We start from the raw sequence: 20255 nt of genomic DNA on the forward strand, positions 1-20255 counted from the left end.
GACCATGAAACCCCAGATGCTCTACGAACTGCGCGTGCTCACGGGCCTGCACCGTGGCGCGGCCCTGCCGCTGACCGGCGACGAGTGGAGCATCGGCTCCTCCAACGGCGCTGACCTGGCGCTTTACGATCCCGGCATCAAGGACCGCCATTGCCTGCTGCGGCTGGTGGACGACACCTGGTCGCTCTCGCGCAAGGACGGCGCGGTGACCGACAGCGAAGGGCACAAGGTCGACGCCATCGACACCCTGGAACCGGGCACGCCCTTCTCGCTCAACGGCGTCTGGCTGTCGGTGGTCAGCGCCAACACCGAATGGCCCGAGGACGAGGATCCCGTCGCCGACGCCTTTGAGCCCGAAGCCTTGCCGCTGAACGCCGAACCGGATGACGCCCCCCGGCCGCAAGCGCTGGTGCAGCCCCGTCCGCTGCTCGGACCGCTGCTCTTGCTGGGCGCATTGGCGCTGTTTCTCGGGGCGTTGATCTGGGGCCTCAGCGCCGAGGACCCGGTGCCGCCGGTGCCCGTCGCCCCGGCCCGCACGCCGCTCAAGGATGCCGCCGCCGTGCGCGGGGTGCTGGAGGACATGCTCAAGGAACGGGAGCTGCAAAGCCGCATCAGTATCGTCGAGGAACAGGGCAAGCTGCTGCTCAAGGGCCGTTTCGAAGAAGACGATCTGCTGCAATCCACCGAACGCATGCTGCTGCGTTTCGAACAGCAATACCGCAGCCCGCTGCCGGTGCAGAGCGCCCTGCCCCCGGCCACCGATGTCTTGCCGTTCACCGTGGTGCAGATCAGCAATGCGCGCTTGCCCAGCGTGCTGACCAGCGACGGCCGCCGCCTGTTCCTCGGCGACGAGGTCGCCGGCGTGCGGCTGGTGGACATCAGCGACCACACCGTGGTGTTCGAAGGCGACCAGCGCGTCGAGCTGAGCTGGTGATGCAGGCCGCTCTCGAACGCCTGGCCCAGTGGCAAGGCCAGCACCAGGCTCGCCTCGGGCACTGCGCGGCAGTGGAGATCCGCGGGCGCATCATCGGGGTCAGCGGCATCCTGCTGCACAGTCGCATGCCCCGTGCGCGGATCGGTGACCTGTGCCGGATCCGCCGGGCCGACGGCGGCGAGGTGATGGCCGAGATCGTCGGTTTCGACCGCGACCACACCCTGCTGGCGGCCCTCGGCCCGCTGGACGGGATCGCCGTCGGCGCGCCGGTCACGCCGTTGTTCCAGCCCCATGGCCTGGTGGTCAGCGACCGGCTGCTCGGCACTGTGCTCGACGGCTTCGGCCGCGCCCTCGGCGGCGAAGGCCCGGAGGCCTTTGCGCCCGCCGGCACGCCCGGCGCCTTGCCGGTGATCCGCGATGCCCCGGCGGCCACCGAACGGCCGCGCATCGAAGCCCCGTTGCCCACCGGGCTGCGCGCCATCGACGGCCTGCTCACCCTGGGCGAAGGCCAGCGCGTCGGGGTGTTCGCCGGGGCCGGCTGCGGCAAGACCACCCTGCTCGCCGAACTGGCGCGCAATACGCCGTGCCAGGCCATCGTGTTCGGCCTGATCGGCGAGCGGGGCCGCGAGCTGCGCGAGTTCCTCGACCATGAGCTGGACGCCGAACTGCGCAGCCGCACCGTGCTGGTCTGCGCTACCTCCGACCGCAGCAGCATGGAACGGGCCCGCGCCGCCTTCACCGCCACGGCCATCGCCGAGGGGTTCCGCGCACAGGGCCGCTCGACGCTGCTGATCATCGACTCGCTGACCCGCTTCGCCCGGGCCCAGCGCGAGATCGGCCTGGCCAGCGGCGAACCGGCCGGACGCGGCGGCCTGCCGCCCTCGGTCTACAGCCTGCTGCCGCGCCTGGTGGAACGGGCCGGACGCACCGGCGACGGGGCGATCACCGCGCTGTACTCGGTGCTGATCGAACAGGACTCGATGAACGACCCGGTGGCCGACGAGGTGCGCTCGCTGCTGGACGGCCACATCGTGCTGTCCCGGCGCCTGGCCGAGCGCGGGCACTACCCGGCGGTGGACGTGCTCGCCAGCCTGAGCCGGACGATGGGCAACGTCACGGGAACCGAACAGCAGCACGGCGCCACACAGTTGCGCCGGCTGATGGCGGCCTACCAGCAAGTGGAGATGCTCCTCAAGCTGGGCGAATACCAGCCGGGCAACGACCCGTTGACCGATTGCGCCGTGGACTCACGGGCGCGGATCGACGCCTTTCTGCAGCAGTCGCTGCGCGAACCCGTGTCGCTCGACGACACCCTCGACCATCTCTTGCAGGTGACCGCCGATGTCCCACTCTGATTCCGACACCCTGTCGCCGGCCGGCGACGCGCTGCTGCCGACCCTCGACCTGCTGGCCCCGATCCGCCGCCACCGGCTGGCCATGGCCGAACAGGCCTGGCGCCGCCAGCGCGACGTGCTGGCGGCGTTACAGACGCGCCTGACGCAAATGGCCGACGAGCTGCAACGGCTGCGCCAAAGCCAGCAACAGGAACGCCGAGAGCAGCGCGAGCAGCACAGCCACCGCCCCCTGCCGCTGCACGAAATGAACCGCTGGCTGGCCGGCGAACAGCAGGCGATCCGTCGCATCGAGCGCTTCGAACAGCACTACAAGGCCTTGCAGCAAGAGCATCGGCAACAGCAGCACTGGACCGACGACAGCCGCCAACAGCTGCGTCGGCGCCAGCGCGACCTGGAAAAGCTCGACTGCCTGCGCGACTTGTCCCGGGAGGCCTCATGAGCGCACGTCCCGCCCTGCTCAAGCCGCCGCCCCGTCCAGCGGAACCGCCCCGTGCACGCCCGGAGCCGCAAGCGAGCGGCGCATGGCCGGCCCGGCACGGTTCCTTGCGTGAAGCGCACGGCGAAACCCACGACGACGGCGACCGTTTCGAACAACTGCTGGCAGGCGTTGACGGCCCAAGTCCGGCTGACATCGGCCAAGGCACGGTGGCGGACTTCAGCGGCGGCGACCGCCAGCCCTCCGGCCAGGATCCAGAGCGTTGCGCCGCTGCTCCCCTGCCTGCCGGACCGTCGGCGGGCCTTTGGCAAACCCTGTTGGCGCGCCTGGAAGAACGGCTCGAAGCGCTCGACGCAGGACCGCTCGAAGTCCAGTTGCACATGCCGACCCTCGGCACGGTGTCGGCGCGGATCATCCAACACGGCGCCTCGCTGGAGATCGCCCTGGGCTTCGCCAAGGACAGCGCCCGGCGCTATTGCGACGCCCGGCGGCAGGCCAGCGCCGACTGGCTCGGCCGGCAGTTGGGCCGCAGCGTGCGCCTGACCTTGCACCACGAGGCGCACTGACATGCCGGCCCATGCCCTGCGCCTGCCCGGCCTGCCCGCCGCCGACGCCCAGGCCCGCCTGCAATTGGGTGCCGGCCTGGACCTGCACCTCGCCGCGCCTCAATCCGCCACGCTGACCCTGCGCCTGGCCCCCGAGCCCTTCGTCCGGGCACCGGGCAATGCCCTCGAAACCGCCTGCGGGCGGCTGTGGCTGGACGATGCCCAGCCGTTGCTCAGCCGTCTGTCGCAGTGCCCGGCGATCCTGGATCCGGCGCAACCGGCGTCGGACGACAACGACTGGTACTGGCCGCTGTACAACCATTACCTGGCCGCCGGACTCCAGTCGCTGCTCAGTCCGCTGCGGGCGGTGACGGCCCTGCCGGACGCGGGCATCGATTGCCTGCTGGGACTGCACGAGGACAGCGCAACTGCTCTTGTCTGCCGCGCGCGGATACCCGCCGCCACGCTGCTGAACCTGATCCGGGGCGCGCCCTGGCAACGGCGGTCGAGCCATGACGCCGCGCCGCACTGGCCGCTGCGCATCCCCCTGTCGCTGGGCTACTGCACGCTGAGCGCCGCGGATCTGGCCAGCCTGCGAACGGGCGATGTGCTGCTCGCCGAACAGCCGCTGTTCACCCCCGAAGGCCACGGCCACCTGCAACTCGGCGCCTGTCGCCTGCACCTGCGGATCGTGCCTGCAACGGACCTGCGTTTTACCCTCACTGAACTGGAAGACCTGCCCATGAACGCCTCCCTTGACGCTTTCGCCTTGGCCGACAGCGAGCCGCTGTACGCTGCGTCCGAATCCTTCGACGCGCAGCCCGATCCGGGCCGTTTCGACGACCTGCCGCTGGCCCTGACCCTGCGCGCCGGCAGCGTGAGCCTGAGCCTGGGCCAGTTGCGTCACCTTTGCGTCGGTTCGGTGCTGGCCTTCAGCGGCTGCGCACCGGGCCAGGCCAGCCTGTTCCAGGGCGAACGCGCGCTGGCCCACGGCGACCTGGTGGACATCGACGGCCGGCTGGGCCTGCAGATCACCCGCCTGGAGCCGCGCCCGTGAACCTGCAAGACGTCGATCCGCTGACGCTCGCGCTGTTTCTCGGGGCGCTGTCGCTGGTGCCGCTGCTGATGATGATCTGCACCGCGTTCCTGAAGATCTCCATGGTGCTGCTGATCACCCGCAACGCCATCGGCGTCCAGCAGGCGCCGCCGAACATGGCGCTGTACGGCATCGCGCTGGCGGCGACGCTGTTCATCATGGCCCCGGTGTTCAGCGACATGGGCCAGCGCTTCCGGCAGTTGCCCCAACGCATGGCCGACTACCCCGCGATGGAGAGCGCCGCCGGCCAGGTGGCCGAACCGTTGCGCAAGTTCATGTCGCGCAACGTCGACCCGGACATCCAGACCCACCTGCTGGAAAACACCCAGCGCATGTGGCCGGCGGCCATGGCGGCCAAGGCCAGCCGCGACGACCTGTTGCTGGTCATCCCGGCCTTCGTGCTCTCGGAGTTGCAGGCGGGTTTTCAGATCGGCTTCCTGATCTACGTGCCGTTCATCGTCATCGACCTGATCGTCTCCAACATCCTGCTGGCCCTGGGCATGCAGATGGTGGCGCCGATGACCATCTCGCTGCCGCTCAAGATCCTGCTGTTCGTGCTGGTGGACGGCTGGACGCGGCTGCTCGACGGCCTGTTCTACAGCTACCTGTGAGGACGCCATGGAAACCCTGACCCTGTTCAAGCAGGCCATGCTGCTGGTGGTGGTGCTGTCGGCGCCGCCGCTGATCGTGGCGGTGATCGTCGGCGTGCTGACCTCGCTGCTTCAGGCCGTGATGCAGTTGCAGGACCAGACCCTGCCGTTCGCCGTGAAACTGGTGGCCGTGGGCATCGCCCTGGCGCTGACCGGGCGCTGGATCGGCGTCGAGCTGATCCAGTTGGCGCAACTGGCCTTCGCCATGATCCCGCAGACGAGGGCCTGAGATGTTCCAGCCGGCCTTCGACGACATCAGCGAATCGATCATCGCCCTGACCGTCGGCATGGCGCGCCTGTACCCGTGCCTGTTTCTGATACCGGCGTTCGCCTTCCGGGAAATCAAGGGCGCGCTGCGCCACGCGATCGTCCTGGCGTTGGCCCTGGTGCCGATGCCGGCGATCCGCGCCAGCCTGGCCGGACGCGACCTCGGCTGGCTCGACCTGAGCGCTCTGATGCTCAAGGAGAGCCTGATCGGCCTGCTGCTGGGGCTGTTGCTGGCCATGCCGTTCTGGCTGTTCGAGTCGGTCGGCTGCCTGTTCGACAACCAGCGCGGCGCCCTGATCGGCGGGCAGATCAACCCGGCGCTGGGGGACAACACCTCGGAGCTGGGGCACATGTTCAAGCAGGTGCTGATCCTGCTGCTGATCCTCGGCGGCGGCTACGCCAGCCTCACCCAGGTGATCTGGGACAGCTACGGCCTGTGGCCCGCCAGCCAGTGGTTGCCGATGCCCGCCGTGGACGGCTGGGGCCTGTACCTCAAGCTGCTGGCCAGCACCTTTCGCTTCATGGTGCTGTTCGCCGCGCCGCTGGTGGGCCTGTTGCTGCTGATCGAGTTCGGCATGGCGATCCTCAGCCTGTACAGCCCGCAGTTGCAGGTCTCGACCCTGGCGATGCCGGCCAAGAGCCTGATCGGCCTGGGCTTCCTGGTCCTTTATCTGCCGATGCTGTGCTGGCTGGGCAACGGCCGGCTGGCGGAACTGGCCGACCTCAGGCATCTGCTGCCCTTGCTGCTGCGCCCCGCCCCCTGAGGCCTGCGCCCTGCGCCCTTAAACCTGAAACCTGACGAGCACCGCCCGTGAGCGAAAAGACCGAACAGCCCACCCCGAAGAAACTCGCCGACGCCCGCAAGAAAGGCCAGGTCGGCCAGAGCCAGGACGTGCCCAAGCTGCTGATCTTCGCGGCGCTGCTGGAGCTGATCCTGGGCCTGGCCGGCGGCGGCATCGGCAAGCTCGAGGGCTTGGTGATGCTGCCGCTGCGCCAACTGGACCGGCCCTTCGCCGCGGCGGTCGGCGAGGTGCTGACCAAGGCCGGCTGGGACTTGCTGCTGTTCATGCTGCCGGTGCTGGGCATCGCCGTGGCCATGCGCCTGGCCGGCGGCTGGGTGCAGTTCGGCCCGCTGTTCGCCCCCGAGACCCTGAAGCTGGACTTCGAGCGGCTCAACCCGCTGAACCAGTTCAAGCAGATGTTCTCCTCGCGCCAACTGTTCAACCTGCTCAACAGCCTGTGCAAGGCCCTGCTGATCGGCGCGGTGCTGTATTGGGTGCTGCCGCCGGCCCTGAACGACCTGATCGGCTTGGCCAACACCGATCTGGACACCTACTGGCAAGCGATGATCGCCCTGTTCAGCCGGCTGTCGCGCACCTGCCTGGGCGTGCTGCTGGTGCTGGCGGTGGCCGACTTCGCCTTGCAGAAGTACTTCTTCATCAAAGGCCAGCGCATGAGCCACGAGGACGTGCGCAAGGAATACAAGGAGATGGAGGGCGACCCGCACATGAAGTCGCACCGCAAGTCCCTGGCCCGCGAACTCACCCAGCAGCCGGCCGGCGCCGCGCCGGCCAAGGCGCCGGTGGAAGACGCCGACCTGCTGCTGGTCAACCCGACCCACTACGCCGTCGCGCTGTTCTACCGCCCGCAGCAGACGCCGTTGCCGCGGATCGTCTGCAAAGGGCACGACGCCGAGGCCCGGGCGCTGATCGAGCGCGCCCGCCAGGCCGGCGTGCCGGTGATCCGCTTCGTCTGGCTGGCGCGCACGCTGTACCGCAGCGAGGTGGGCCATTTCGTCCCGCGCGAGACGTTGCAGGCGGTGGCCCAGGTCTATCGCCTGCTGCGCGAACTGGACGACGCCGCCCACGGCGAACTGATCGAGATGCCCGGCGTGCCGTACTGACGCCCCGGGGCTGGAACCAGGGCGCGAGCGCTGCCACTCAGGGCAAAGGAATCTTTCCTGAACGCCTTCGGCGAGCCTAACGAACTCGCCCTGTCAGTCCATGACACGGAGAACAGCATGCAGTCACCGGTTCACGCCAATTTTGCCAGGGTCACTACCCCGATCACCGCCCCCACCGGGCAAAACCCGCAGGGCCTGGAACAGCGCCCCCAGGAGCCGACCCAACGCAGCGCCCATTCCTTGCGCCACGTGGGCCAGCGACTGATGCGCAACATCGGCCAACTGACCCAGGACCTGCGGGCCTTGCCGCGCCCCTGGGGACGCAGCCAGAACTCGGCCCCGACGGGCAACCTGGCCCCGGCCAACGGCGCACCGCTGCAGCGCGGGGCGGCGCCGGCGAGCGAGACGATCGAACTCCAGGAACACCACAGCGAGGCCGCCGAGGCGTCCGGCGCCACCCCGCGCCTGAACCGCAGCAACGCCGGGCGCTTCGACAGCCACAGCGAACGCATCCAGCGCCAGGCCACGCCCGAGCCCCCTTCGGCAGGCATCAGCCTGGACGCCAAGGGCAAATCCAAGTTCCAGCACTTCCAGCCGCCGGCGGTCGGCGACCTGCTGCAAAACGCGCTGGGCCAGCCCAGCCAGCGCTATCAGGCCCAGCACAGCGCCGGCGACGGCCAGAACCATCTGCTGCTGGACCTTCAAGGCCACCTGCTGCACGTGAAACAGACCCCCACGGCGCTGGTGGCGCTGCGCAGCAGCCAGGCCGAAGGGCCGGTGACGGACAAGGCGTCGGCGTCGGCGGCGCCGGGCCTGACGTTCGAAGGCAACGCCGCCAAGGTCGGCGAAGGCGCACCGCTGCCCACCCTCGGGCGCGCGCAGATGGGGCACCTGACCGGCATCCACGAGGACTCCGCAGGCCAGACGCTGCGCCTGCACGACGGCAAACTGTATGAACTCGACCGCGCCAGCGCCACCTGGCAGCAGCCGGAAACCGAGGCCGAACCGGCCACGTTCAGCCACCTCGCAAGCCAGGGGGACGGCAAGCTCTACGGCCAGAGCGGCGACAACCTGGTGGATCTGACCGACCATGATGCCGCACCGCTCACGGTGGCGGATCTCAAGGCGTTCTCCGTGAACAACGAGGGCATCGCCGCCAGCCTGAGCGGCGAAAAGAGCCAGACCCTGCAGTTCACGCAACTCTCGGACCACACCGCCAAGTCCATGACCCTGGAGCTGAACGGCGGCTCGGCCGAACCCAAGCACATCGGCCTGACAGAGGACCGGCTGTTCGTCAGCGACACCGAAGGCCGCCTGTACAGCGTCGGGCGCGGAGAGATCGGTGACGACGAGACCACGCTCAAGCTCCAGCCGGACCTGCGCTTCCAGCCGCCGGGCGAACCGCTGGGCGGAACCCGCCAGGCCGCCGGCTTCCTCCACAGCGACGACGGCAGCCTGCATGTGCTGGTCGGCGACAAGGCCGGACACAGCCATTCCCATCCGCTGGACGAAGCCCATCCCGCCCTCGGGCGCGGCTGGAACCTCAGCGACGCGCTGGTGCTGGACAACCGCCGCGGCCTGCCCGGCGCCGAGGCGCCGACCCCGGCCGCCACGTTCGACCTGGACCGTTCCGGTCGCATCGGCCTGAGCGACGGCCGGGTGCAGAGCTGGGATTCCACCCTCCAAGACTGGAAAGACACCGGCATCAAGGACATCTCGCAGTTGCAGCGGGGCATCGACAGCAAGGCGTATCTGGTGCAGGACGGCAAGCTGCACAAGCTGGACGTCAAGCCCAAGTACGAGTCGGTGGCGGTCAACGACACCCATGCCCTCAACCGGCCGGTACGCACCACCGACGTGGCCCTGGGCGATGCGCTGCCGGGCCTGACCGACCGCCACGTAACCGCGTTCGCCATGCTCAACGACAAGCAGTTCGTGGCGCTGGACGACAACGACCGCTTCACCGCCCACCACAAGAACGGCGAAACCAGCGAACTGAGCCGCCTGGACCTGGAGGGCTCGGTGGCCTCCCTGGCCCTGGACGAAAACCACAACCTGCACGCGCTGACCACCGAGGGCAAACTGTTCACCCTGGCCAAGGACGACTGGCAGGCGCCGGCGGACAATCCGCGCCCCGAGGCCCGCTGGAAACCCGTGCCGCTGCCCGAGGGACGGACGCTGGCCAGCATCCGCACCGCCGACGACAACCGCCTGAGCGCCACCGTTCACGGCAGTGAGGACAACGCACAAGTGCAGCTCAAGGGCCAGGCGTGGCAACCGCTGACGCCGCGCCCGGCCGACCAGAACGCGCTGAACGACCTGTTCGGCCGGCTCAAGGACGGGGTCAAAACCGCCAAGATCCCCGGCACCGGCATGATGGCCAAGTACAGCCTCAACGTGATGGGCCGCGGCGCCGTGGAAACGGACAACCGCGCCAGCACGGGCGACTACATCCGCGCGCACATCTTCAAGCCGACCCTGGAAGTGCCCAGGCCGCTGAAGAACGTCGGCTATCACCTCCAGCACCGCTACCAAGGCCGCGAGGGCCTGCGGCCGCTCTATGCCGCCGAAGGCCGGGAATTCAAGCGGCTGGAATTGCTGAGCGCGAAACCGCCGCAGACCGGCGCCGGCCAGGACCTGCAATCGCGCATCGCGGCGCTCGGCAACCGGCCCGGCCTGCAAGGCACCGGGTTGGTCGAGGCGCTGGAGGCGTTTCGCAAGGAACTGGAGGACAACAGCCTGCGCGCCACCCAGCACCTGGGCCGACACGCCGGCAAGTCCACGCTGCTGCAACAGAAGGAAGGCCTGCTCAACGTTCACGGCGAGCTGTCGCCGCCGTCGCGGCGCAGCCAGTTGAGCCTGAAGCTGGACAAACTGTCGCAGAACTTCAACTTCGCCAGCTCCGGCCACGACTTCATCAAGGAACTGAACGGCGCCCTGGCCCATCTGCCGCCCTCGACGCAGAACCGCACCGGCACGTTGCTCACGGAACTGCGCAACAGCGGGTTGCGGGTGTCCCACCAGAAGGCCGACATCCCCCTCGGCCAGCAGCGCGACGCCAGCGACAGCCTGGGCCTGATCAAGGCGCGGCTGGCGCTGGACGTGGGCACGCTGGATGAGCTCGACCAGGTGCTCAAAAGCGCCGAAGCGCTCTCCCACGCGACCCACCCCGGCGAAGGGGCGGACACACTGAAGAAAAGCCTGAGCGAGCTGAAAGACAAGAAGTACGGCGAGCATCCGCTCAAGCAGATCACCGACATGGGCTTCGTCAACCATGCCGGCCTCGAGGGCGCCTACGACGGCATCAAGGCGTTCCTCAACGGTTTCAAAAAGGAAGACCACGCCACCAGCGTCACCCTGCGCGCGGCCACCGGCAGCAAGAGCCAGCCGGAAATGGCGGAAAAGCTCAAGGCCGCGATGAAGCAACTGCATCACCCCGACGACGAGATCGCCCTGCAGCGCGGCTACGGCGTGAGTGTGAGCACGCCGTTCGTGGCCCTGGCCAACAAGGGCATGGGACCCTGGCCCAGCGGCGCGGTCAGCGGCGGACGCAACTACCTCTTCAGCGCCGAACGCGGCGAAAAAGGCGTGACCGTCTACCTGCAACGCGAAGGCGCCGGCACGGCCAGCGGCGGCGTGGGCGGCGGCAAGGACCTGTGGCCGGGGTTCTTCCGGGGCGAAAACGCCGACAAGTTCACCAAGGTCGACATCGGCAACGACCGCCGGATGACCCCGGCCCTGCGTCTGGGGGCCGACGTCACCGGCACCGCCACCACCACCTGGCGCGACGGCGTGGTGTTCACCTTGCCCGATGAAGAGATCGACCCGTTCATCGACAACCTCGTCGCCGGCAAGCTCAATCCGCTGGAGCTGATGAAGAAAGGCCTCGACCACGAAGCCCAGAAGAGCCTGCGCTTCAACTTCGACCTCACCGCCAGCGGCACGGCGGAATTCCGTGTGGGGTTCGGCCTCACCGACAAGGACAGCACACCGCTGTCGTCGGCGGCGCGGGTGGGCGTCGGCGGCACGGTCAGCGTCAACCTGCTGAACTACGGCAACTATTCGCTGGAACAGCACAGCAACAAGGGCGAACTGCAGGAAAGCAGCCGCAACCGCCCGCGCCTGCTCAACAACTTCGGCGTGTCCGGATTCGCCCGGGCGCAGATCGCCGGCAGCAACACCCCCGCCTCGGACGCCGCGACACCCGCCAACCAGGGCCTCACGACGCAACTGGGCATAACGCCCTCGGTCTCGGTGGACAACAAGACCACCAAGCGGATCAAGTTCAACTTCAAGGAGGCCGAACCGCTGACCGCCGAGAACCTGGACAAGCTCGGCAAGAGCCTGGGCAAGGCGTTCAAGGATCCTGAATCGCAGCGGGTGCTGAGCCAACTGACCGACGCCGGCGACGCGCAGAACCCAGACGCCGATGCCGCGCAGCGGATCAGGCAGCAACTGCAAACCCTGGAAACGCACTTCGCCGGCAAGCCGAAAGAGAACGACGAACAATACGCCGCCCTGCGGGCGCTCACCCGTGCCGGTGTCCAGCAGCAGGCCGCCGACGCCAAGCACAGCCTGCTCGACAGCGGCCGGTTCGAATCCACCTACACCAACCTGTCACGCATGAACGGCAAAAGCGCGGTGGCCAGCGTCATGGCCCGGCTCAATCCGCACCACTCGCCGAGCAACGCCGAACGCATCACGGCGCTGATCGAGCACGACCCGACCCTCAAGGCGCTGGTCAAGCAGCTTCAGGCCCAGCCCGGCACCCAGGCCCGGGTACGCCTGGAGCTCAAGGACGACGTGCAGGACCGCATCGACCAGGGCAGCCGCGACGGCAGCCTGTCGCAGAAGGAGCTGGCGGGGCTGCTGTCGGACCGCAACAACATGCGGATCAAGGCGATCACCGTGTCCCAGAGCGTCAACCAGCCGGAAAGCTTCACCTCGCCGCTGCCGGTGTTGAGCTACAGCAGCAGTGCTTCGCTGAACGTCAGCAAGGCCCTGGGCAAGATCAACTTCAGCTACGGCCAGGATCAGGACACGCCAAAAAGCTACTCCCTCGACGGCATGGCCGCCGAGCCGGGCGGCGCGCTGAAGACGGCGGTCGGGGCGCTGAAACAGGAGGGCCTGCAGCTCAAGGGCTGACGCCCGTCCAACCGGCCCCGCCCGCCCGGACGGGGCCTTCTTCCCTTCAAGGAGCTCACATGGATCCTGCCTTTTACCCGCTCGACACCTTTCCGGCCCTCGCCGCCCTTGCCGGCCGCTGGACGGTGATGCGCCAGGAACTGCTGGCGCTGCACGCACCGCTGCTGGACATCGACCGTACCGACAAGCCCCACCAGGCGGTGCACGACGAAGTCAGCGCCCATCTGCGACAGGGCGGCGTCTACGGCTGGCTCAAGGGCTGGGGCGAATCGGGCGGCAACCGCGACTGGGTGCAATACCCGCTGCTGTTCCGGGATGAGCCCATCGCCCCGGCGCTGGCGGCCCTGCCCCAGACCCTGGCCATGCTCGGCGAGGTCGGCGGGCTCAAGGTCGCGGCGCTCGCACGGTTGGCGCCCCAGGCGTTTCTGCCTCGCCACCGGCACCCGGAGATCCGCGCCGAGGGCCTGCTGCAGATGCACCTGACCCTCGATGCCGCGCACGAGCGCAACGATGCTTACCTGAACGTGGCCGGCGAATTCCATCGCCACCGCTGCGGCGCGGCGGCGGTGTTCGACGGATCGCTGGACCATTTCGTGGTCAACGCCAGCGAGGCGCCGCGCACCCTGCTCTATCTGGAGTTCGACCGGGCGCGTCTTGCACGCCCGGCGTGAACCGCACTGCCGGACGCAAAAAAAACGGGCGCATGCTGCATGCGCCCGTTTTTATTTGACTGGGTGTTTCAGTGCAGGGCCCGGCCCAATCCCGAGCGGGTCTCGCGCACCTGGGCGACGAAGCCGCCGACCACGTCGCTGAAGCTGTCCTCGTCCAGCCGGGCCAGTTCGCGCTGGGTGCACAGCCGCACGTCGCCCTTGTCCAGGGCCAGCCAGCAACCGCGCAGGCCCGCGATGTCGAAGTTCATGGCCAACAGGCGCTGCAAGTTGTCCGGGCCTGGCCGCAAGGCGCCGAGCCGGCAGTGGATGATCACGTTTTCGCTGTGTTCGGGCCATTCGATGACGGCGGCCTGGGCCTGTTCGCTGTCGTACAGCGCGCAGACGCCGTTCTGCCAGGTCAGGGGTGTGCCCAAGCGATCGGCCAGATGGGCGATGAAACGCTGGATGGCCGGTGTGGAGTTCGCCATTTGTTTTTCCTCTTAAGTTGAATGGCCCTGGGGTTGGCCGGTTCGCAACTTGAGTGGAAAAACAATGGCGAATAGTTCCAGCCGGAACAAATATTCCGGACTCAGTGCTTCAATCCGGCCAACGAAAGGAGTTGTCCGAGCAAGGCCTGTAGTTGTTCGCCCTGATCATCGTTGTGCAGTTCATGCCAGACCACGAAAGTGTGCTGGCTATCGAGACATATGTAGTAACCCTCATAGGATTCGACATTGTCGAAGCGCCGCTTGAGGGTCTCGGAAAACAGGTCCGGGCGCTGGGCCTGGCGCTGGATGTTCAGGGAAAGTCCCCAGCCCAGGCTCTCCTGGCGGCAGACGAACTCGACGCCGGGAGCCCACTGCCAGACGCTTGCCCGCTTCTGGGCGATGCGCTGGAGGAAGTCCTGCTGATCGGTGCTTTGAAAAATCGTTTCAGTCATTCAGAGGCACCGTACTGTATTGGCCACCGCCGTCACGCAGTGCCGGGGACCACCAGACGTTCAACTCGGAGTTGTTGGCGTCAAGTTGCTGACAATTCCCTATGTGACAGGAAGTTTCAGGTACTGACGTACAAGCGCTCAATATAAGTAAACACAGCCACGCAATACCGGCACGACACCACTTCATCTCTTCACCTTCCTTGTCGGACTCTACAGATTATCGCCTCAAAGCCTAGCTGCTTAAGGGCACCGCGACAGGCAAAAGCCATGTCCAGATTATTGAGTCTTCTCTTATAACCCGCGCGAAAGCGGGGGCAACATCGATACCCGTGCCGGTGCCGCCGCAGGCGACGCTGTCGCTGCGGGCCGCAAGGCCACGAACACCTCCGTTGATTCACCAGGTTGCAACAGGAACCGCGGGGCGGCCGTCACTGCCAGGGTCGCACCGCCGGAACAGGCCTCGGGGTTGAAACGCTGCGGTTTGACACCGACGTTCTTGACCACGCCGACCGCCACCGAGTAGTTCGTTGCGCTGAACCACTGCATCCGCCCGCGATCCAGCGCGAACGGGCCGTCCACTTTACACAGGTCGCCCAAGGCCACACCAGATGATGTTCGTTTGATATCACCGGGGATCCGCCCGCGCACCAGCTCGGCGAACGTATTGCCGATCGTCGCCCGCAACACCGCAGGTCCCCCCGGTTGGCGGCCGGACGCCAGGGCCTGGCCCAGTTGCGCACGGTTTTCGCTGGCCACGTAACGGGCCGGGTCGACCTGATCGCCGATCAGGCGCGGGGTCAGGATAAACAGGCGCTCGCGGCGCGACAGTTCGCGACGGGTCGAGGAAAACATCGGCCCGACCCACGGCAGCTTGCCCAGCACCGGCACCCGGTCGCTCTGGTCGCCCTGCTCGTCCACGTGGAAACCGCCGATCACCAACGAACGGTTTTCGCTGATCACCGCCTGGGTGCTGACCGTGCCGCGCTTGACCGTCGGCGTCTGCTGGTCACGCTGCTGCTCCAACTGGCCGTCCTCGATGTCGACGATCAGCTGGAAGCGGTTGTTCGGCCCGCCCCCGATGGTGCGCGGCACCACTTGCAGGCTGGTGCCGGCGGTGACCGGCTGGATCGTCGCCACCCGCTCGCCCGTGGCGGTGATGAACTGGGTGCGGCTGAAGTCGATCACCGCCGGCTGGTTCTCCAGGGTCAGCACCGAGGGCCGGGCGATCATCGAGGCCATGCCCTGCCCCTCCAGCGCCTGGATCTCGGCGAAGAAGCGCTCGAAGTCGCTGATGAACAGCGTCGAGGAACCGCTGTTGAGCAACGAACTGCCGAAGCCGACCTTGCCCGCCTTGGCCGACCAGCGCGACTCCAGGTTGGCCAGTTGGCTGCGGTCGATGTCGAGGATGATCGCGTCGATCTCCACCAGGTTGCCCGGCAGGTCCAACTGCTCGATCAGTTGCTGGTAGGTGGCGCGCTTGTCCGGATTGTCGTAGATCAGCACCGCGTTGTTGCGCACGTCCGCCGCCACCCGGCGCTGGCCGGCGGCGGTCTGGGGCCGGTGGCCGGTGCGCCCGGCGGTGCGTTCGCTGGCCAGGTTGAGGATCTTGCCCCGGGCCATGTCCGCCATGCCTTGCAGGGCGTCGATGTTGGCCTTGGGGTCCTGGGGCGACGGCTGCGTCGGGCGCTGGCTGTCGAGCATGTCCTCCAGGATGCTGGCCACGCCGGGGATGCGCAGGCTCTGGTCGCGGTAATTGACCTGACGGTCGGCCACCGCCGCGTAGCGCAGGGGGAACATCATCACCTGCTGCTTTTCGTCGGGCTTGGCCTTCTCCTTGCTGAACCCGCGGATCAGCTCGATGTAGCGCGCCGGACCGCTGACCAGCACCACGCCTTCATCGGGCAACTCGCCCCAGCCGAAACGCTTGTCCAGCAGGCCGATGTCGGTCAGCGCCTGCTTGAGGTCCGGCGCGGCGTCGGCGGACACCTCCAGCCGCTGCGAGACCTGGGCCGACTGCGGGCTGACATACAGCTTGCCGTTGTAGACGAACCACTGGAACTGATGCTCCAGGGCCAGGCGGTCGAGGAATTCCTCGGCCGTCGCCGCCCGTAGCTTGGCGTCCACCATGCCGCTGACGCCGCTCAGGCTCAGGCCCACGCCATAGGCGTTGGCGAAATCCTTGAGCACGGTCTCCAGCGGCGTGCGCGAAGCCTCGTAGGCGTAGGCCGATTGCCGCCAGTCGTCGGGCACCACGGCCAGAGCCGGGCTGGATGCGGCCAGCAGCAGGGTCAAGGCGCACAGTCGCTTAAACATAGGTTCTTCCCAGAGGCAGAGGACGGGTCAGGGGCCGGGACACGGCGGCGCTGCGTTCAAGCATCGCCTCCCACACGTCCCGTTGGTTGGCCAGCGATTCGATGGCGGCGATCAGCGCCGGGATGCCCTGGAACGGCAGGTAACGCATCAGGCACAGACGGCGCTCGCCCGGATCCAGCGCCAGTGCCCCGCCGAAGCGCCCAAGGCTGGGGCCGGACAGGCGCAGCGCCGCTTCAAGGCTTGCGTCGTCGCCGCGCCAGGCCGCGCTGAGCATGGCCAGGCACAGCACGCCGCCGGGCCGCCGTTGCAGGCGCAGCGGCGCGCCGTCGATCAGCAGCCCCAATTCGCCGTCGCCGCCGTCCAGCCAGCGTTGCGCCGCGAGCGCCAGTTCAGCGGATTTCATTAATGATCGCCTTGGCCAGGTTGTGCTTGACCACGATTTCCTGGTTCGCCGCCCAGCTGGCGGTGGAGGACTGGCGTATCGCCGAGTTGAAGGCATGCCAGTCGTCCGGGGAAAACGCATCCATGTCCAGCGCGGCAGCGTCCAGGTCCTGTTGCGCGTTTTCGAAGTTGTTGTCCAGGCGGCGGCGCAGTGCATCGGGAGAAAGCATGGTGAGGCTCCAGGTCGATAACTGCCCACTGAGTGGCACTATCCCGACGTTGGTTCCCTGTCCGCCTGCGCTGATGGCGTCAGGTTCATGGCTGCGCGCTGTCCGGCAGCGGCCAGAGCGCGTTGCCCAGGGCCTGCCAGTCGAGCGTGAAGTCGCCCTGTTCGGTGCGCAGGCTCAGGCTGTCCGGCGCTTGCTGCGGATCGGCGCGCAGGCTCCACTCGGCCTGGGCCTGTTGCAGGTGGTGCGCGGCCAGGTCCAGCCGGTCGGGGTGGCAATGCAGCACGCCGGGTTCGTCCGCCGGCCGGGCAGCGCTCAGTTGCCGGCACAGGGCGGCGATCCGCGCCGCATCGCCCTGCTCGCCCAGCAGTCGCTGCCAGGCCTGGCCCAACAGCGATTCGGCGCTTTGGAGAATGGCGTCCCACATCTGTTGGCGTTGCGCCTGCCATTGGGCGAGCAGCGCATCGGCCTGCTGCCAGACTTCGGCCAAGGCTTGTTCCTGCGCCGCTTGACGCAGGCGCTCGGCCTCTTCGCGGGCGTCGGCCAGCAACGTGTCGGCCCGGGCACGGGCATGCGCCAGCAGTTGCCCGGCCAGCAGGCTGTCTTCGAAAATTTCTCGGCGCAGGACGGGGCCGTCAGGCAACGCCTGGGGATGGCTCAGGCTCAGGCGGCGACGGGTCAGCATGGGGGGATCCTTGTGTAGTGAACGTGAGGGCGTACCAGCCGACCGCCTGCCAGAGTGAGGCCAGTCTTGCGTGGGGCAACCCCTGGAGCGGCGCACCTTCGATGGGCGTACCGGCGAACTCCAGGCGCAGACGCTGCCACACCGGTTCGCCGACCCAGGCCCGCAGCAGCCGCAAGCCTTGGCTCTGCGTGTCGCCCTCGCGCCAGCAGGCCGGCAGCCAATGGCCCGGCTGCAACGCCCGGCCCAGGCGGCGGCACCAGCGCAGCCCCGCGTCATCGAGCCCCGGCGGCGGTTCGCCCTGGCTGCCGGCGCAGACCGCCACCGCCAGGCTCAGCACCCGCGCCCACTGCTGCGCGTCCAGCGCCAGCAAAGGCAACAGTCCGCCGTTGGGCGGCGCGGGCCGCGTGGCGCCCATGCCCGCATGACGGGCTCGCCACGCGGCCGGCCATGGCGCGTCCGGTGCCGGAGCGGCGTCGGCCCACCAGCGCACCCAGGCCAGCGCCTGCGGCGGCGTGACGTCCTGCGGCTTCATGCCGGCCCGGACGATGCGTTCTTGCCGCCGCCCGCCACGTTGCCCAGGCGTCGGCGCCAGTGCGGATTGAGGGTGAACAGGCCGGCGACCAGCAGCGCGCCGGCCACTGCGCACAGCCCCAGCAGCCATTGCCAGAACCGCCAGCGCTCACGGGTCAGGGTGAACGGGCCGACCGTCACCGTCTCCACGGTCTCGCGGTAGCCTTGGGCCGGCACGAACACCACGGCGAGTTTCTTGTCGTCGGCGCCGCCGATCCCCGGAATGCTGCTGGCCACCATGCGCCGGATGCGCGGCAGCACGCTGTCCGGATCCAGTTCGGCGCGGTGCTTGATGAACACCGCCGCCGACGCCGGCTGCACCGGCTCGCCCGGCGCGATGCGTTCGGGCAGCACCACGTGCACCCGCGCCACCACCACGCCGTCGATCTGCGACAGGGTCTGCTCAAGCTCCTGGGACAGCGCATAGAGATAGCGTGCCCGCTCTTCCAGAGGCGATGAGATCACCCCTTCCTTGCGGAACACCTCGCCCAGGCTCGAGCGCGAGCGCCGGGGCAACCCCACCGCTTCCAGCGCACGCACGGCCCGGGAAATGTCGCGGCTGGCCACCAACACCGCCACGCCGTTCTTGTCCAGACGCTTCTGCGCGTCGATGTCCTTGCCGGCCAGTTCCGCCAACACCTCGTTGGCGTCCTGTTCGGACAGGTCGCGGTGCAGCTCCATGCGCTCGCCGCAGCCGGCCAGCAACAGAACCATCAGCACCGCCGCGAGCGGCCCGAATACCTTGGGATGCATGGTTGCGCCCTATTGAAGACTGGTGAGTTTTTCCACGCTCTGGGCGGCCTTGCTCACCAGTTTGGCGCTGAGCAGGCTTTGCAGATAAAACGACGACAGCGACCGGTTCGCCTGCAGCGCCTGCTGCGGATCCACCGAGCGCGCGGCCCGCTGCAGCTCGCGGGTGGCCTTGTCGGCGTCCTTCTGCAACGCCGTCGAAGCCTGGGAAATCGCCGACACCGACGGTTCGTGGCCGGCGGCGCGGTTCGCCGCCCGCTGCATCTGTGCATTGAACCAGGCGATGTCCGCCTCGGCAGGCGGCCTGGCCGGCAATGCCTCGGGCGCGGATGCCCCCGAATGCCCGGTTGTTACCCCTGTAATCGCCATTCACGCTCTCCTGCCAGGACGAAGATTTACATTCAGCCGAAGAGGCTGCCGGTGCTCTGCTGCGTCAGCACCGAGAGCACGTTGCCGGCGGTGATGCGGGCATCGGTCTGCAGCGTGTTGCCGGCGCCGCCGTTGAGGAAGTTCTGCTCGGCGTTGGGGAACAGTCCGCCCATCGAGTGGCCCTGGGCACTGCCCTTGACCTCGCCCTTGATCATGTCGATCGCTTTCTGGAACTGTTTGCTCTCGTCACGGGACATGAACTGATCGCCCTCGGACAGCTCCCCCATCCAGTCCTTGGACTTGCCGTCAGGCTTGCCGAACTCTTCAGGGTGCATGTCCATGAAGCGCGCGATTTCCTTGAGCACGTCCTTGTCGTCGTTGGAGAACGCCATCTCGCCGCGGGCGTCGCGGGCCGGGTTGCCGGTGGGCTTGAGCAGGTTGTCGAGCTTTTCCTCGCCCAGGCTGCCCAGCAGCGACGACAGCAGATCCTGCACGCCGCCACCGCCGCCGGTGCCGCCGGGCATGGGGTTCCAGCCGCCACCGCCGTTGCCGCCCGGCATCGGGTTCCAGCCCCCGCCGCCGTTGCCGCCGCCGAACTGGCCGCCGTTCTGCAGGCCGCCGCCCAGCATGTCCTTGATCATGCCTTCGAGGCCTTTGGTGAACGCGGCCTTCTCTTCGCCGTTGAGGTAATTGTCCTCGGTCAGCTCGTCGCGCCAGCTGCGCACCTTGCCGTTGGCGTCGTCGGGCTTGCCGAACTTGCCGGGGTTCTTGTCCATGTAGTCGGCGATCATGCCCAGCAGCGGGTTTTTCGCGTCGCGGATGTTGGCGCCGCTGCCGGATTTCTCGAACAGCGCCTGGCTCAACAGTTCGGCGATCTGCCCGGCGGTGTTGCCCGAGCCGCCCTGGGACCCGCCCATGCCCGGCAGGCTGAAGCCGCCCTGGAACGAGCCGCCTGGAGGGAGTGTCAACGCAGTGGAAAACATAAGGTGCTCCTTGCCTGGATTGCCCGGGTCATGGCCCTTCCGGCCAAGGCCGGAAG

21 protein-coding genes are annotated in these 20255 nt (G+C 68.0%); 11 read left to right on the plus strand and 10 right to left on the minus strand.

The window, feature by feature from the left end; all coding sequences use genetic code 11:
• Positions 1-4 precede the first annotated feature (4 nt).
• The 11 genes from KVG96_RS10860 (at position 5) to KVG96_RS10910 (ending at position 13002) form a co-directional block, all read left to right on the plus strand.
• Positions 5-934: an FHA domain-containing protein gene (locus KVG96_RS10860; protein WP_225927244.1), complete on the plus strand. Its 930-nt coding sequence runs from the start codon at positions 5-7 to the stop codon at positions 932-934.
• On the plus strand, positions 934-2289 hold the full coding sequence (locus KVG96_RS10865; RefSeq protein ID WP_217892047.1) for a FliI/YscN family ATPase: 1356 nt from the start codon (positions 934-936) through the stop codon (positions 2287-2289). The genes KVG96_RS10860 and KVG96_RS10865 overlap by 1 nt, the downstream gene beginning before the upstream one ends.
• Positions 2276-2728 carry a type III secretion protein gene (locus KVG96_RS10870; RefSeq protein WP_217892048.1) on the plus strand — a complete coding sequence of 151 codons (453 nt, stop codon included), beginning with the start codon at positions 2276-2278 and terminating at the stop codon, positions 2726-2728. The genes KVG96_RS10865 and KVG96_RS10870 overlap by 14 nt, the downstream gene beginning before the upstream one ends.
• A complete protein-coding gene (locus KVG96_RS10875) occupies positions 2725-3291 on the plus strand; it encodes a type III secretion system HrpP C-terminal domain-containing protein (RefSeq protein ID WP_217892050.1) in 567 nt (188 codons plus the stop codon). The genes KVG96_RS10870 and KVG96_RS10875 overlap by 4 nt, the downstream gene beginning before the upstream one ends.
• A gap of 1 nt (position 3292) precedes the next feature.
• Entirely contained in the window at positions 3293-4327 is a 1035-nt protein-coding gene (gene sctQ / locus KVG96_RS10880) for a type III secretion system cytoplasmic ring protein SctQ (protein WP_217892051.1), read from the plus strand.
• A complete protein-coding gene (gene sctR / locus KVG96_RS10885) occupies positions 4324-4977 on the plus strand; it encodes a type III secretion system export apparatus subunit SctR (protein ID WP_085633489.1) in 654 nt (217 codons plus the stop codon). Before sctQ ends, sctR begins: the two co-directional genes overlap by 4 nt.
• Before the next feature lie 7 nt (positions 4978-4984).
• Positions 4985-5245 (plus strand): type III secretion system export apparatus subunit SctS, encoded by a 261-nt coding sequence (gene sctS, locus KVG96_RS10890; RefSeq protein ID WP_085583685.1) that lies wholly within the window; start codon positions 4985-4987, stop codon positions 5243-5245.
• A gap of 1 nt (position 5246) precedes the next feature.
• Positions 5247-6047: a type III secretion system export apparatus subunit SctT gene (gene sctT, locus KVG96_RS10895; RefSeq protein WP_217892052.1), complete on the plus strand. Its 801-nt coding sequence runs from the start codon at positions 5247-5249 to the stop codon at positions 6045-6047.
• A 47-nt stretch (positions 6048-6094) separates the two neighbouring features.
• Positions 6095-7186, plus strand: a complete 1092-nt coding sequence (gene sctU, locus KVG96_RS10900; protein ID WP_217892053.1) for a type III secretion system export apparatus subunit SctU — start codon at positions 6095-6097, stop codon at positions 7184-7186.
• Between the two features lie 117 nt (positions 7187-7303).
• Positions 7304-12331 carry an AvrE-family type 3 secretion system effector gene (locus KVG96_RS10905; protein ID WP_217892054.1) on the plus strand — a complete coding sequence of 1676 codons (5028 nt, stop codon included), beginning with the start codon at positions 7304-7306 and terminating at the stop codon, positions 12329-12331.
• Between the two features lie 59 nt (positions 12332-12390).
• The gene (locus tag KVG96_RS10910; RefSeq protein WP_217892055.1) at positions 12391-13002 is read left to right on the plus strand and encodes an aspartyl/asparaginyl beta-hydroxylase domain-containing protein; all 612 of its coding nucleotides are present in this window, start codon (positions 12391-12393) and stop codon (positions 13000-13002) included.
• Between the two features lie 68 nt (positions 13003-13070).
• Here the strand turns inward: KVG96_RS10910 and KVG96_RS10915 are convergent, their stop codons facing one another.
• The 10 genes from KVG96_RS10915 to KVG96_RS10960 all read right to left on the minus strand — a co-directional run bounded on the left by KVG96_RS10915 (position 13071) and on the right by KVG96_RS10960 (position 20199).
• Positions 13071-13469: a type III secretion system chaperone gene (locus KVG96_RS10915; RefSeq protein ID WP_217892056.1), complete on the minus strand. Its 399-nt coding sequence runs from the start codon at positions 13467-13469 to the stop codon at positions 13071-13073.
• A 101-nt stretch (positions 13470-13570) separates the two neighbouring features.
• Complete coding sequence (locus tag KVG96_RS10920; protein ID WP_085583698.1) at positions 13571-13921, minus strand: negative regulator of hrp expression HrpV; 351 nt, start codon at positions 13919-13921, stop codon at positions 13571-13573.
• A gap of 291 nt (positions 13922-14212) precedes the next feature.
• Entirely contained in the window at positions 14213-16234 is a 2022-nt protein-coding gene (sctC, locus tag KVG96_RS10925; RefSeq protein ID WP_217892057.1) for a type III secretion system outer membrane ring subunit SctC, read from the minus strand.
• Complete coding sequence (locus tag KVG96_RS10930) at positions 16227-16637, minus strand: type III secretion system chaperone (protein ID WP_217892058.1); 411 nt, start codon at positions 16635-16637, stop codon at positions 16227-16229. Before KVG96_RS10930 ends, sctC begins: the two co-directional genes overlap by 8 nt.
• Positions 16624-16845: a serine kinase gene (locus KVG96_RS10935; RefSeq protein WP_085583704.1), complete on the minus strand. Its 222-nt coding sequence runs from the start codon at positions 16843-16845 to the stop codon at positions 16624-16626. The genes KVG96_RS10930 and KVG96_RS10935 overlap by 14 nt, the downstream gene beginning before the upstream one ends.
• Positions 16846-16930: 85 nt before the next feature.
• Positions 16931-17527, minus strand: coding sequence for a type III secretion system stator protein SctL (gene sctL, locus KVG96_RS10940; RefSeq protein ID WP_217892059.1), 597 nt, complete (start codon positions 17525-17527; stop codon positions 16931-16933).
• Entirely contained in the window at positions 17478-18059 is a 582-nt protein-coding gene (locus KVG96_RS10945; RefSeq protein WP_217892060.1) for a hypothetical protein, read from the minus strand. Before KVG96_RS10945 ends, sctL begins: the two co-directional genes overlap by 50 nt.
• Positions 18056-18850: a type III secretion system inner membrane ring lipoprotein SctJ gene (gene sctJ / locus KVG96_RS10950; RefSeq protein WP_217892061.1), complete on the minus strand. Its 795-nt coding sequence runs from the start codon at positions 18848-18850 to the stop codon at positions 18056-18058. The genes KVG96_RS10945 and sctJ overlap by 4 nt, the downstream gene beginning before the upstream one ends.
• A gap of 9 nt (positions 18851-18859) precedes the next feature.
• Entirely contained in the window at positions 18860-19216 is a 357-nt protein-coding gene (sctI, locus tag KVG96_RS10955; protein WP_217892062.1) for a type III secretion system inner rod subunit SctI, read from the minus strand.
• Positions 19217-19248: 32 nt separating this feature from the next.
• Positions 19249-20199, minus strand: a complete 951-nt coding sequence (locus tag KVG96_RS10960; protein ID WP_217892063.1) for a harpin HrpZ family protein — start codon at positions 20197-20199, stop codon at positions 19249-19251.
• Positions 20200-20255 lie beyond the last annotated feature (56 nt).

The organism is Pseudomonas ekonensis (assembly GCF_019145435.1).
GTDB classification, from domain to species: domain Bacteria; phylum Pseudomonadota; class Gammaproteobacteria; order Pseudomonadales; family Pseudomonadaceae; genus Aquipseudomonas; species Aquipseudomonas ekonensis.